Here is a 13,569-nt window from a genome sequence, read left to right as displayed (position 1 = left end):
GCCATGCATTATCAGGCAAAAGTGCTCAATGGTTCTACGCTCACGATGGTGGAGCTGCAAGCTGACGATGAGCAGGACGCGTACGCGCAACTGAAATCCAAAGGCTTGATGCCGGTGTCGCTGCATGCGCAAAAGGCAGCCAAAGTATCCCGGCGTGAAGCGTTTCCCCTGGCATTGTTCAGCCAGGAGTTACTGGCTTTGCTGGATTCTGGCCTCAACCTGGTGGAAGCGATTGATGCGTTGTCTTTGCGCCAGGACCACACGCGTAGCGTATTACAAAGCATTCTGCAGTCCTTGCAGCAAGGCAAGTCATTCTCTGCCGCACTCGAGCGCCAGCCTGCTGTATTCCCACCACTGTATATTGCCACCGTTAAAGCCGCCGAGCGCACCGGTGACCTGGGCAATGCCTTGTCGCGCTATATTGCTTACGACAACCAGGTCTCACTGCTTAAAAAGAAAATCATCAGTGCCTCTATCTACCCCCTGCTGCTGATTGTGGTGGGTGGCCTGGTGATTGCCTTTTTAATGGGGTTTGTCGTGCCGAAGTTCAGCAGTGTTTATGAAGGCACCGGGGCTGACTTGCCGTGGATGTCGAAAATGATGTTGCAGTGGGGCACGCTGATTTCACAGCATGGCGAGACCATGCTGGTGATACTGGCAGGCATGATCATTGGCCTGGTATTGCTATTCAAAACGCCTGCCATGCGCCAGTCCATGTTGCGGACACTGTGGCGTATCCCCGCCATTGGTGACAAGTTACATCTTTATCAACTGGCCCGTTTTTACCGCACCCTGGGCATGCTGCTGGCCGGCGGTACACCGATTATGACCGCAATTGATTCGCTGGGTGGCTTGCTCGACAGCAGCCTGGCCCTGAGCCTGCAACAGGCACAAACCATGATCAGCGAGGGCCAGCCACTGTCACAGGCCTTTCAAACTGCGGGCATGACGACACCGATCGGAGAGCGCATGCTACTGGTCGGCGAACGTGGCGGTAACGTCGCGCAGATGATGGATAGAATCGCCAGCTTTTATGATGAAGAACTGGCACGCTGGATAGACTGGTTTACCAAATTGTTTGAGCCTTTGTTAATGCTGTTTATCGGCCTGGTGATTGGGGTCGTGGTGCTACTGCTCTATATGCCTATCTTTGAACTGGCGGGACAAATCCAATGAACCAGCCTGTGCCCAACCACGCCTTATCCGCCTTGCCGGCAGACCTGTTTGCCCAGGCGCAAACACTGGCGCAACAACAGCAACGCCGTGTGATTGAAGTGCTGGAAGAATTGCTTTCTTTAGAGAACGAAGCGCTGATCACACAATTGGGTAGCCTGTTGCATTACCCGGTGGCTACCATGCGTGAGATGCGCGAATGGCAGGTTGCCTTTGATGTCATCAGCTATAACACCGCCCAGCAGAAAGAGTGCCTGGCGTTTTACGATGCGCAACAAACCCTGATTCTGGTGTTTGCTGACCCGTTTAACCGCCAGTTGCCGCTATGGGTGCAGCATGCGGTGCAAGTGCCGTTTGAATGGCGGCTGGCGCACAGGTTGGAAATCAGTGCTTACCTGGCCGGTGAAGAAGAAACCATGCGTGCCATGGATGGTGTCGGCTTGTCTAGCGAGCAGGCGCAAGAGGGTGACGAAGAAGTCGTCATGCAGTTGTCGCTCAAGTCTATCCATGAAGACGCCAACCCCATCGTCAAGCTGATCAACTCCACCTTATATGACGCGCTTAAAACCGGCGCCAGTGATATCCACCTGGAAACGCATCCTGGCGGCCTGGCCGTGAAATATCGCATTGACGGCGTCATGGCCAGCATTGCCAACAGCCCGGGGCTGGACAGCGCAGAACAGGCCATTTCACGTATCAAGGTCATGGCGCAGCTGGATATTGCCGAACGACGGATTCCACAGGATGGCCGCTTTAAAGTGCATGCCATGGGGCGGCTGATCGATTTCCGTGTCTCCATCATGCCCAGTGCTTTTGGTGAAGATGCCGTTTTGCGCGTATTGGACCGTAAGGCATTGACCGAGCAGGCGCAAGGCCTAAGCCTCAAGGCCCTGGGCTTTGATCCGCAGGTTATTGCCGGCTTCAGGAAACTGGCCAGTGAGCCGTATGGCATGGTACTGGTGACCGGCCCGACCGGCAGTGGCAAAACGACATCCCTCTATGCTGCCATTTCTGAAGTGAATACCGGCTTTGACAAAATCATCACCATTGAAGACCCAGTCGAATACCAATTACCTGGCGTGCTGCAAATCCCAGTCAATGAGAAAAAAGGCCTGACCTTTGCGCGCGGCCTGCGCTCCATCCTGCGCCACGACCCCGACAAAATCATGGTCGGTGAAATCCGAGATGCCGAAACGGCGCAAATTGCCGTGCAGGCAGCATTGACCGGTCACCTGGTGTTCTCCACCGTGCACGCCAACAGTGTGCTGGATGTGATCGGCCGCTTTATGCATATGGGGGTGGATCCCTATCACTTTGTCTCTGCGGTGAATGGCATTATTGCCCAGCGCCTGGTGCGTGCCTTGTGCCCACATTGTGCTGAGCCTTTTGTGCCGGACGAGGACATGTTAAAGGCTTCCGGGCTGACATCCGCGCAGGCGGCTGGCATGCAGTTCAAACACGCACAAGGGTGCGGCCATTGCCGTGGTACTGGTTATAAAGGGCGTAAGGCCGTGGCAGAAATGCTGGTGCTCAATGATGAGCTGCGCGAGATGATTATCGCCAGGCAACCGATCCGGCAACTTAAGGAGGCTGCAGCCAGAAATGGCATGCGCACCATCAGGGAAGCCGCGATCACTGCGGTGGCAGAAGGCATGACCAGTTTACAGGAGATCAACCGTGTCACGTTTATTGCCTGATTTCCGTTGGCTAGGTTTAACGCGGGTGCTGATCACCGCAGACCGCCTGCTGGCTGAGCACAGGCCTGCAGGCTTGCACACACGCAGGCTGACGGCACAAAGCAGCTGGACCGGAACAGACTTGCAAACTGCGCTGCCGGCATTGCTGGCACAACTGCCCGCCGCCCGCTGGCAGCGTATTGAAATTTACCTTGCTGACAAACATGTGCATCTGTTGCGCCTGCCTGCCATGACACAATCCCTGCAAACGCTGGATGTATCCGGGCAGGAACAGCAGGCCTATGCGCGGGCGGTATTGATGCAAACCTATGGCGAAGCCGCACGGGCATGGCCGTTCCGGTTAGCCGATATCCAGCAGCCACAAGACAGCTTGCTGGTGGCGATGCCTGCTTTGCAAGCGTTGAATTTGAATGCACTGTTGGCAAGCAAGGCCATGCAATGGTCGGTGCAACCCTATGTGTGTGCCTTATGGGCGCACACACGTCTGCCTGCGAGCGGCACGGTGCTGACGGCTGAGCCGCATATGCTGAGGTTGTTACAGCTGGAGCAAGGCCAGGTGACCCATGTTGCCAGCCTGACAACAGACATGACTGAGGTGGAAGCCATGGCTGCCTGGTTGTTGCGTGAACGTACCTTGCTGGGTGTGCAGGCGAGTCCGTGCTATTGGGTGAGTGAACCGGCCTGCGCGCCTGTGGCTGCCACCGGGCGTCGGCTGTCACAGCAACTGGCAGGGCAGTTGCCATGGCAACTGCTCTATGCTGCGAATCAGGTGACTTCGCTGTGGCCGGAGGTCATGCATGTGGCCTAATCCTAACTATCAATTTGAATTTGCGCAGTCACCGTTTGCCTGGCAGGCATTGCGCTGGCCAGGTGGATTGCTGGTTGTGCTATTGGGTGTGTTAGTCGCCGTACAGTATACGGGACTGACAGAGACCGAGGCGCAGTTGCAGCGCCTTGCGCAACGCCAGCAGCAGTTGACGCAACAACAGGCCGGAGCGACAGCCACAGAACATCAGCCAGCCACTAAAGTGGCAGTCAAGCAGCCTGTCGCGGTATTAAGCCAACCACAGCAGAAGGTCGCTGAAAAAATTGTGCAACAGTTAAATGTGCGCTGGTTTGATCTGTTGCAAGCCTTGGAATCGCGCCAGGTGCCAGACATCGCCTTGTTGCAATTATTGCCAGATGCTAATCGCGGCCAGTTTGTGCTGTCTGGCGAAGCCAAGAGCTACCAGGACTTGCTTAAATATGTGAGCCAGTTACAGGCGGTACCCACGCTCAACCAGGTGCATCTGCAAAAGCACCAGGTGAACGAAAGCCATCCGCAACGCCCGGTCAGTTTCGAGATACAGGGTGGATGGCAACCATGACTGCATTGCGTCTTGTGACACCCATGACCGTGATATGGCTGCTGCGCCGTTGTGCCTGGTATTTAGGCTGGGTACCCATGGTGTTGTCTGTGGCATTGCTGGTGATGTGGCTAGTCTTGTCGCAGCAGCAATCTGGTCAGCTGGCGCAGCTGGGTGCACTGGAACAAGAGATTCGGCAGTTGGCAGTTCGGCCTGTGCATCAAGACCGGGTGACACCAGCCAAGCCTGAAAAAACATTGGCAATAGATATTAAAACGGCGCCAGACGAGCCAGTGGAACTGGCGGCACTTTGGCAGCAATTGCCTGCATTTGCTGACTTGTCTCCGCGCATGATGCATATCGCCAGCTTGGCGCAAAAGCGGCAGATTGCATTGAATGTGGGGGATTACCAATGGCAGGCACACCAAGCTACTAGTGCAACCCAGACTAGCAGCGGGACACAAGACATTCAGCAGTTTGATATGCGCTTTACGATACAGGCAGACTACGCGACCTGCCGCCAATTTATGATGGATGTGTTGAAGCAATATCCGTCGATGGCGTTGACCGGGCTTGAGTTGCGCAAGAATGAAACGGTACAACCAGTCGTCGATGCCACACTGACATTCTCGGTATTTATCCGTGGAGGGCGTGCACATGGCGCTTGAGTCTAAATCGGCACCACAGCCTTTATTATGGCTGGCCTTGCTGCTCACGCTGGGCCTGGTCTATTGGCAGTGGTCGCAAGAAGAAACGGCTGATGTGACGGTGGTGGCTGCAAATACGAATGGCGCACGATCTGCGCCAGAGACGCCAGCAAACCCTGTACCACAAGCGCCAGTCAGCCAGACGTTGGTGCCGCCGGTGGTCACATCACCGCCCATTACACCATTAGCATCTACGCCAGACAATACTTACTTCACGAGGCAGCTGCCAGCCGCAAAACTGAGTCATGCATTGTTTGCTGCGCATGAATGGTTGCCGCCACCGCCAAAGCCGCCACCGCCACCGCCGCCCGAAGTGCCACCCTTGCCTTATACCTATGTTGGCAGCATGCAGGATTTGCCGGGCGGGGATGCCGTGATTTTAATGCAGCAGAAAAAAATGTTGTTACCGAAGCTGGGAAGCAATATCAATGCGCAGTGGCGCCTGGACCGGGAGGATGCGCAAGCAGTGTATTTCACTTATGTACCACTCAATAAAATGGTGGTGTTGAGTAAAACCAAAACAACGTCAGGTGCTGGCCAACGTCAGGCGCTCACCGATAATAATCAAGATGAAATGTTAAACCAATGAATGTCTTTAACTTGAGTTCCCCTTTATTGACGGCGATGCCGCGTTTTGTGGCGATTAGCTTGTCGACATGGGTGTTGTCTTCTTGCGGACTGTTTCCACCCAAGCTGACCGCTACCACCCCGGAAGGTAAAGTGCATGAGCTGGCACAGCAAGTAGCCGAACATCCGGCCGATGCGGTGCTGCGTAATCGTTGGTTCCGCGAGCGGGAACAGACGATTAATGCGCTGTCTGCCGAGGCAGAAGCCGCCGATGCCAGAGGGGATATTGCGACGGCCAAGCAGGTATATGCACGTATTCTGACGCTGGATCCGCATCATATTAAAGCATTTGCCTATGAGAATGCCAGTGCGCGTGAAATTGCCTTGCGCAAGCAGCTCGAAGCCGTCAAGCAGCACATGGATAATCCTAAGCAGGCCTTAAGAGAGGTGCGCGATATATTGCTGGAACAGCCGACCAATGCCGAGGCACAGGCGCTGGAAAAGCAGCTGATTGCGATGGAGCCGCGTGCGCGTGCGGCCTTGCCACAATTGCAAACCGGCCTCAGCAAGCCAGTGACGCTGGAGCTACGTGATGCCAATATCAAGGTGGTATTTGAAGCCTTGTCACGTGCCACGGGTGTGAACTTTGTGTTGGATAAAGATATCAAGCCGGAAACCAAGGCCTCGGTATTCGTCAAAAAAATGCCGATTGAAGAAGCCATAGACATGGTCTTGGCCAGTAACGGTTTGCAGAAAAAAGTGTTATCACCGACCAGTATGCTGGTTTATCCGGCCACGCAGCAAAAGAACAAAGATTATCAGGACTTACTCATTCGCAACTTTTACTTTGCCAACACCAGCGCCAAGCAGTGTGCCGATATGTTGCGCACCATTCTGAAAGTCCGTGATGTGTATGTGGACGAACGTTTGAACATGCTGGTACTCAGGGACAGGCCGGAAGTGCTGGCGCTGGCGGAGAAAATGATCAAGGCACAGGATATTGCCGACCCGGAAGTGATGCTCGAAATAGAAGTGATGGAAATCACGCGCGGCAAAATGAACCAGTTGGGCATCGTTTATCCTTCGTCACTCACCGTCCTCGACAGTCAGTTGACGCTGGAAGCGCTCAAGCGTATCAAGTCTTCTGATATCGGTGTCAGCCCTAACCCCAGTCTGCAATTCAAGACCACAGACAGTGATTTGAACCTGTTGTCCAACCCACGTATCCGCGTTAAAAATAACGAGAAAGCCAAAGTGCTGGTGGGTAACAAGGTGCCGGTGATTACGACTAACACCACCGCCAACGTGGGCACTTCAGAAAGTGTGTCTTATGTCGATGTTGGCCTCAAACTGGAGGTTGAACCACGGGTGATGCTGGACGATTTTGTCAGCATTAAAATTAACCTGGAAGTAAGTTCGCTCGGCGAAGCGATTACGCTGAGCAATAACTCCAAGGTCTATAACATAGGCACCCGTAACGCGACTACCATGCTGCGCCTGAAGCACGGGGAAACCCAGATTCTGGCGGGTCTGATTCAGGATTCGGAGCGTAAGAATGCGGACAAATTGCCGGGCTTGGGTGAAATCCCGATTTTAGGCCGCTTGTTCTCACGTCATATTGATGAAAAAAATAAAACTGAAATTGTGCTCGCGATTACGCCAAAAGTGATCAGTAATGTGACCTTGCCGGAAGCGACCTTCTCTGAGTACTGGAGCGGTACTGATACCGTGATTTCTGACAAACCCTTGTTAAACAGTACGCCGAGCAATGCACCGGCGCGTGGCCAGCAGGCACGTGAACAGCAGTTGCAACGTCAGCGCGAGTTGAATGATGCTGCAGATGTGCCGGTCAATGACACGCCTGAATCAGCCCCGGCGCCTGAACCTGCTGCATTACCTGCGCCAGATGCACAACCGGCCAATACTGAGTCTATGCAGCCTGCGCCAGCCATGCCGGGATTGTCTAATAACGTCAATGGTATTTCCGAGCAAGGCACGACCACCTTACCAGCACCCAAGGTTATTCCTTGATGGACTATATAGTGAAGCGCACGGCCGGATTTACCCTGATTGAACTGATGGTGTCGCTGGCGATTATCGCCATCATGGCCAGTGTGGCCACGCCCATGATACAACTGACGGTGCAGCGGCAAAAAGAGCAGCAATTGCGCGAGCATTTGCGTGAGATGCGACGCGCGATTGATGCTTACAAAAAGGCAGCGGATGAGGGTAGGGTGAAAAAGAATGCCGATGCCAGTGGTTATCCACCCAATTTGCAGGTATTGGTAGAGGGCGTGGAAGATGCCAAAAGTGCCAAGCATGAACGTTTGCGTTTTTTACGGCGTATCCCGACAGACCCCATGTTGAATGGCCAGGCGAACAAGGGATTGACGCAGTCCGCCAGTCAATGGGGACTGCGCAGTTATGATAGCCCGCCGGAGCAGCCACGTTATAGCCAGGATGTCTACGATGTGTATTCATTAAGCACTCAGACCGGTATCAATGGAGTCGCTTATGCGCAATGGTAAGCAACGCGGTTTTACACTGGTAGAGCTGCTGGTGGTGCTATCGATCCTGGCCTTGCTGCTATCACTGGCGGTGCCGCGTTATTTTTATGGCGTGCAGCGTGCCAAAGAGCAGGCACTCAAGCAGCAACTGGCAACTACCCGCAAAGCGCTGGACGAATATTATGCTGATCAGGGTCAGTATCCAGACACCTTGCAGGAGTTGGTCGAAAAACACTATCTGGACAAATTACCCTGGGACCCGATTGCCGAGCGTAATGATGTCTGGGTGATTACGCCGCCGGAGCTGCCTGTGGTAGGTGCGGTGTATACCTTGCACAGCAGTGCAGTTGGGCAGGCTGCCGATGGCTCTGCCTATACCGACTGGTAAACGACGGACATGTTCAGACAAGACGGTTTTTCTTACATCGGCGTGATGGTGACACTGGTGATTGCGGCCATAGGCATGCAGGGGGCGGCGGTCATATGGCAGCAGCAATCCCAACGCAGTAGTGAGGCCTTACTGCTAGAGACTGGCGAAGCCTACCGGCTGGCGATTGGGCGCTATTATGAATCTACACCGCAGCCGGTCAAGCAATACCCGGTACGCTTGGATGAGTTGATAGAAGACAAACGCTTTCCGGTGTCAAAACGGCATTTACGCAAATTGTATGCAGACCCGTTTGCGGTCAAACAGGGTATGACCCTAGTTATCAGGGATGGCCGTATTGTTGGAGTGCACAGCCAGTCGCTGTTGGCTCCCATACGCAGCAGTGGCTACCAGGAGTCCCAATCAGGATTTCATGGCGCCAAGCATTATCGCGAGTGGTTGTTTGTGTATGAGCCTAATACCCTGGCTGACCTGGAGCAGGCCTGGGTAAATCGTTAAAGCGGATCAGTTGCTGAACTGGCTGGCGTAACCTGTTGGTGCGAGCCGGGTTTTAAACGCCTGGTAGTAGCCAAGTACCTTGGGAATATATTGCCTGGTTTCGGCAAAAGGCGGCACGGCGTGCTGGTGGGTTTTCACTGCTTGTGGCCCGGCATTATAAGCCGCCAGTGCTAGGGGAACATTGCCTTCAAACATATCCAGCATGCGTCTTAAATAATGCGAACCCCATAATATTTGCTGCGGTACCGACCATTGCCTGACCGGGATGGCGGTCATGGTTTGTGCAGTGGCTGGCAGCACTTGCATCAGGCCATAAGCACCTTTACGTGACAGCGCCTTGGGGTTGTAGCCGGATTCGGTGGCAATCACGGCATGGATCAGCGCCGGATCTATCTGCGTCGCCTCAGCTGCGGCCTGTACCTCGGCTTGGTAAGGGACTGTACCGCTTTTCCATTTAGACGGCTGGCTGGCGGGGGATGGTGCGTATGACTCATGCTCTGTTTCTGACACGTCAGTATTACTGATCACTAACTCCATGTCGCTGGAGTTATCCAGCCGAATATGTTCGGCTAATGTCTGCGTCGTTGAGGTTGTGCCAACAGGGAGCGCCTCCGCATGTGCTACGCCACACACGATCAAAGTCGCCAGCAACGCTGCCAGTGTGATTCGACGCAAGGGGTGAGCGGGCGCATTCATGATAAGACTGATTGTGCCACAACCATGTGACACGGCAAAGACAATCGGTCCTGCGCTGTCAGGCATGCTTTGCCTGGTCATTCATGTGATTGTCATGTGGGTACAGAGCTGTGCCAATAAAACCGGCCGTTGGTAAAGTGCCGATTTCCCTTTCTAGTCATACCGCTAATCCACTGTCATCAATTTATCAATCAACTGACACGTGCGAATCATTTTTCTGTCACAAATCCTGAGCAAACTTGCTGCATTTATATAAATGTGGTTAACACATGGATACAACAATAACAGGGATGGATCAGGCCAGCGACCAGTGGACGTTGGCACTGAATGAAGAGCAACGCGCGCTATTTATGGAGGTGATTGAGGAGTCGTTGCGTCTGCAGCATCGCTCACACCTTTTTAACTGGCTACAGCGAGGGTTTCAGTGTTTGTTGGCGCATGAGGTGGTGATTATTGGTGTGCGTAGCTTGGAGCGTGCCAGTTATGACTATGAGTATCTGACCTCCAGCCGCTATTTTGGCGACACCCAATTTGACCAGGTGCTCAACGATGAAGATGGCCTGGTCAGTGAAGCCTTTACACGCTGGAGCAAGCTGGGTATGCCGGTGTTCTACCATACCGAGCTCGCCGCGCAGCAGTATAACCATTATGCCGTTGAGCATGTCGATGCTGAGCGTATGCTGTCCTCTGAGCTCAAGCGCTTTGTCGTACATGGTTTTGGCAATGAGCATAGCCGTATTGCCACCATGGTGATGTTTGGCCGTTTAAGCTCACCGGCCAATGCGCAAACCGCCCATTTGCTCGAGTTGCTGATGCCGCACTTGCATTGCGCGATCGTTAAAGTCACCGCCAATAAATGTCCTTCCGTGTTATCTACCACTGCGCGCAATGGTCGTATCAAGCCTTTAAGTAAGCGTGAACTTGAAGTGCTGGAATGGCTACAAGCCGGTAAGACTAATTGGGAAATTGGCAACATCATGCAAGTCAGCCCGCTCACGATTAAAAACCACGTACAAAATATCCTGCGCAAACTGGATGTAGAAAACCGCAGCCAGGCAGCCAGTAAAGCACTCAAGCTGGGCCTGATTACCCGCAAACAATAAACATTTCTCAGCCGTATTTTTGCCGCTTTGATGCAATCACTCTAACTAGTCCGAACGGACTAGTTTTTACTTTAAGCCTGTCATGTTGAGTTCCTAAACTACTCAGGATTTTTATGCAGCTATTTTGCGCGGCCAGACTAGTCCATATGGACTAGGTTTACAAAGTAAGGCTGTCATGTAGCAACTGCATAATTTTTTGGGATGAGTTTCATCGTATTCGCTCAGGTATTAGTGGTTTGCTCTTTCTATCGGTTTGCTCAAAAAATTAAGGAGAAGTTTATGAAATTTCAAGTAAAAGCATTGGTTGCTGCATTGGCTCTGTCCGCTGCAACTATTCCAGCACACGCGGCTATGACGTTCGCAACAAGTGGCAGCTCAAGCCTGATTCTGACTTTGCTGGACTTTAACAGCAACACATCAGCAACATTTGATTTGGGCTACGGTTACGATAGCTTCCAAAGCCTGGTTGTTGATGCACATACTAACGGCACAATTTCTGCAGATGGTTTGTCTAAAACCTTTGCTTTTGATGTGGCTGGTGGTGACTATGCTAATGCATGGAGTTCTTTCTGGAGCACGGCTTCAGCTTCAACCACCAAGTGGGCAATTTATGCTGCTGATGGTACCGGTACTGGTGCAGGTGCACGTGGCATTATTTCTACGTACAAATCAGGTGCTAACCTGACAAACTCTAACCAATTGCAGACTTCAGTTGCAAACTTCAATAGCTATATGACCAACAACAACGCGTTGGACAACCACAACACTGTAGATGATGGCGCAAGCGTAGTGACTTCAAACCTGTCACAGGCTTATGCTGGCCGTGCTGTGGCTTACGGCTCTACAGGTCGTATCAACGGCCAAGGCCATGTATCTATGGATAGCCTGGACAGTTCCATGACTGTTGTGCAACAACTGACAGGTGCAACAGCGGCTTCTCCAGTGGCATTCAATACACTGGGCTTAAATGGTAATTTCCAATTCAAAATGACATCCGGTGGTCTGTTGGAATTCGTAGTACCAGTTCCAGAAGCTGACAGCTATGCAATGTTGCTGGCTGGCCTTGGTGTAGTTGGCTTGGTAGCTCGTCGTCGCAAGGCTTAATACAACATTAAAAAAGCCATGAAAAACGGCCAGTTTACAAGCTGGCCGCTAATCAAATCTTTTATCGAAGGAAGCGAAAAATGTTTAAATTTAATAAAGTATGCTTGGCTGTAGCCGCTACTCTCTTTGCAGGTCAAGCTTTTGCTGCGCCTGTCACTCAAGCACAAATCAATACTGCGCGTGGTAATAGTGCATTGAATGAAACTTGGATTTCTGGCGCTTCAGCACCAACTTACAACGTTTTCCAAGGCTTTGCTGCTGGTTGTGATGCAAACACACTGTCCGTGTTCAACAACGGGTCAGCAACAGCCGCAGTAAGACCAGGTAACTCAGCTGCAAGCAACTTCCTGGCTTATGCTTGTACACGTGGTGGTAAAGTGTCTGTGGTTTACCACACGATTGATGGCGGTTCTTTTAACGCCTACGCACCACACATTCCTAACGATGTTGACGGTGACGGTACAGTGGGTACTACTAATTTGCGCCGTATTGGCAAACTGGGTGCTAACGCTGGTTGTGTGGCTCAAACTGGTTCTTTGTCTCTGCCAGGTCAAACTGCAATTGCAAGCTATCGCTCATGTGCGATTGTGACTCCAGCAACTGCTGCTGATGGCGCAACGGTTAAACCAGCAGGTGGTTTCTCTGACGTTGAAGCGGCATTGTTCGGTGTATCCGTTGACGGTTACGGTGTTGAGTCAAACGCTAACGTTGGCCAAGCATTTGGTATCGCTACTTCAACTTCATTGTACCGTGCTATGCAAGTTGCACAAGGTATCTATGCGAGCGTAGCTGCAGCCAACTCTGCTGATCCTGATTACTTGCCAGCCAATGCACCTAGCATTTCTCACGTGCAGTATGCTTCTATCGTGAGTGGTACTGCTGCTGATGCGGGTATCTTGGTACCAGGTTCTACAGCTGCCTTGAATCTGGCACGTCGTGTGCCAACTTCAGGTACTCAAGCGTCTTCTAATGCGACTTTCCTGCGTAATCCATGTAACGGTGATGCTGCGATTGCCGGTGCTTTGGCACCTGTAGGCCTGGCTGACTCTACCCCTACTTTGATCATCACAGAAGGTTCAGGTACAGGTAACGCAAAAACTGCGTTGTCTACAGCTGGCTTTGCGATCGGTGTGTTGTCTCTGGAAAACAACTGGCGTACAGATACATCATCCAACGGCTATCGTTACATCAAGCTGGATAATGTTCACCCAGAAGCGCCAGTCGCTGGCTCCGGTCAGACAACAGATGCTAACGCACGTTACACCGCTGCTCAGGGTTTGTACGATTTCCACATGGAAATGAAATCTTTTGTTGCTAACTCAGCTTCCGGTACATTCGGCGAGACTGTGATCAACGAAATCGTTGGTGCTTTTGCTGGTCTGGATTGTGCTGAAGTACCACGTGGTTTGACCATCAACCCGTTTGCTGGCTCATCTTGCACTATCGGTACTATTGTTGCTAAAGGCTCACGCAATGGTAACAACTGCCAAGCACAACAATTGTTCTAATCTCAAGCACTAGCAGTCAAAAGCTGCGAAGCTTGATTAAAAGCACACCCATACTGGGTGTGCTTTTTTATTGCCTAATTCAATCAAAAGCCAGTCGCGACTCGCAGACATCTGAGCGTCTCTTGGCAATGGCTCGCATGGGCTATACAAACCAGTCCGCGGACTAGTCCGTATTTCATCTTTGTGACACGCGGTGCTTTCAAAATGGCAAGCCTCAGGAAGTGCCTTAGGCGATTGAACCAAAAAAGAAAGGTGTTGCGATTGTTGCTGCGTGT

Annotated in this window: 15 protein-coding genes; 14 read left to right on the top strand and 1 reads right to left on the bottom strand. The window is 52.3% G+C overall.

The window, feature by feature from the left end:
* Window positions 1-3: 3 nt before the first annotated feature.
* Genes MET42_RS0111145 through MET42_RS0111100 form a run of 10 tightly spaced genes read left to right on the top strand, consistent with a single transcriptional unit; the run spans window position 4 to window position 8,883 of the window.
* Window positions 4-1,176 (top strand): type II secretion system F family protein, encoded by a 1,173-nt coding sequence (locus tag MET42_RS0111145; protein WP_019883077.1) that lies wholly within the window; start codon window positions 4-6, stop codon window positions 1,174-1,176.
* Window positions 1,173-2,870, top strand: a complete 1,698-nt coding sequence (locus tag MET42_RS0111140) for a GspE/PulE family protein (RefSeq protein WP_019883076.1) — start codon at window positions 1,173-1,175, stop codon at window positions 2,868-2,870. Before MET42_RS0111145 ends, MET42_RS0111140 begins: the two co-directional genes overlap by 4 nt.
* Entirely contained in the window at window positions 2,851-3,678 is an 828-nt protein-coding gene (locus MET42_RS0111135; RefSeq protein WP_019883075.1) for a hypothetical protein, read from the top strand. Before MET42_RS0111140 ends, MET42_RS0111135 begins: the two co-directional genes overlap by 20 nt.
* Complete coding sequence (locus MET42_RS0111130) at window positions 3,668-4,237, top strand: PilN domain-containing protein (protein WP_019883074.1); 570 nt, start codon at window positions 3,668-3,670, stop codon at window positions 4,235-4,237. Before MET42_RS0111135 ends, MET42_RS0111130 begins: the two co-directional genes overlap by 11 nt.
* A gap of 23 nt (window positions 4,238-4,260) precedes the next feature.
* Window positions 4,261-4,884, top strand: coding sequence for a hypothetical protein (locus tag MET42_RS0111125; protein WP_232411523.1), 624 nt, complete (start codon window positions 4,261-4,263; stop codon window positions 4,882-4,884).
* Complete coding sequence (locus tag MET42_RS0111120; protein ID WP_019883071.1) at window positions 4,874-5,512, top strand: hypothetical protein; 639 nt, start codon at window positions 4,874-4,876, stop codon at window positions 5,510-5,512. The genes MET42_RS0111125 and MET42_RS0111120 overlap by 11 nt, the downstream gene beginning before the upstream one ends.
* An 11-nt stretch (window positions 5,513-5,523) precedes the next feature.
* Window positions 5,524-7,521 carry a secretin N-terminal domain-containing protein gene (locus tag MET42_RS0111115; RefSeq protein WP_232411521.1) on the top strand — a complete coding sequence of 666 codons (1,998 nt, stop codon included), beginning with the start codon at window positions 5,524-5,526 and terminating at the stop codon, window positions 7,519-7,521.
* Window positions 7,521-8,018, top strand: coding sequence for a type II secretion system protein (locus MET42_RS0111110; RefSeq protein WP_019883068.1), 498 nt, complete (start codon window positions 7,521-7,523; stop codon window positions 8,016-8,018). The genes MET42_RS0111115 and MET42_RS0111110 overlap by 1 nt, the downstream gene beginning before the upstream one ends.
* Window positions 8,005-8,385 carry a type II secretion system protein gene (locus MET42_RS0111105; RefSeq protein ID WP_019883067.1) on the top strand — a complete coding sequence of 127 codons (381 nt, stop codon included), beginning with the start codon at window positions 8,005-8,007 and terminating at the stop codon, window positions 8,383-8,385. Before MET42_RS0111110 ends, MET42_RS0111105 begins: the two co-directional genes overlap by 14 nt.
* Window positions 8,386-8,394: 9 nt before the next feature.
* Entirely contained in the window at window positions 8,395-8,883 is a 489-nt protein-coding gene (locus MET42_RS0111100) for a type II secretion system protein (protein WP_019883066.1), read from the top strand.
* A gap of 6 nt (window positions 8,884-8,889) precedes the next feature.
* Here MET42_RS0111100 and MET42_RS0111095 read toward each other — a convergent pair whose 3' ends face one another.
* A complete protein-coding gene (locus MET42_RS0111095; protein WP_232411520.1) occupies window positions 8,890-9,579 on the bottom strand; it encodes a lytic transglycosylase domain-containing protein in 690 nt (229 codons plus the stop codon).
* Here MET42_RS0111095 and MET42_RS14950 point away from each other — a divergent pair.
* From MET42_RS14950 to MET42_RS0111080, 4 genes are all read left to right on the top strand, one after another.
* Complete coding sequence (locus tag MET42_RS14950) at window positions 9,578-9,715, top strand: hypothetical protein (RefSeq protein WP_232411518.1); 138 nt, start codon at window positions 9,578-9,580, stop codon at window positions 9,713-9,715. The genes MET42_RS0111095 and MET42_RS14950 overlap by 2 nt on opposite strands.
* 133 nt (window positions 9,716-9,848) lie before the next feature.
* A complete protein-coding gene (gene epsA, locus MET42_RS0111090; protein ID WP_232411516.1) occupies window positions 9,849-10,682 on the top strand; it encodes an XrtB/PEP-CTERM-associated transcriptional regulator EpsA in 834 nt (277 codons plus the stop codon).
* Window positions 10,683-10,961: 279 nt separating this feature from the next.
* Window positions 10,962-11,786, top strand: a complete 825-nt coding sequence (locus tag MET42_RS0111085) for a PEP-CTERM sorting domain-containing protein (protein WP_019883063.1) — start codon at window positions 10,962-10,964, stop codon at window positions 11,784-11,786.
* An 80-nt stretch (window positions 11,787-11,866) separates the two neighbouring features.
* Window positions 11,867-13,294, top strand: coding sequence for a hypothetical protein (locus tag MET42_RS0111080; RefSeq protein WP_019883062.1), 1,428 nt, complete (start codon window positions 11,867-11,869; stop codon window positions 13,292-13,294).
* Window positions 13,295-13,569 lie beyond the last annotated feature (275 nt).

The sequence above is a fragment of the Methylophilus sp. 42 genome (assembly GCF_000384155.1).
Lineage (GTDB): Bacteria > Pseudomonadota > Gammaproteobacteria > Burkholderiales > Methylophilaceae > Methylophilus.
Note: the sequence above shows the minus strand (reverse complement) of the source record. Positions and strands in the feature narration are given on the sequence as shown.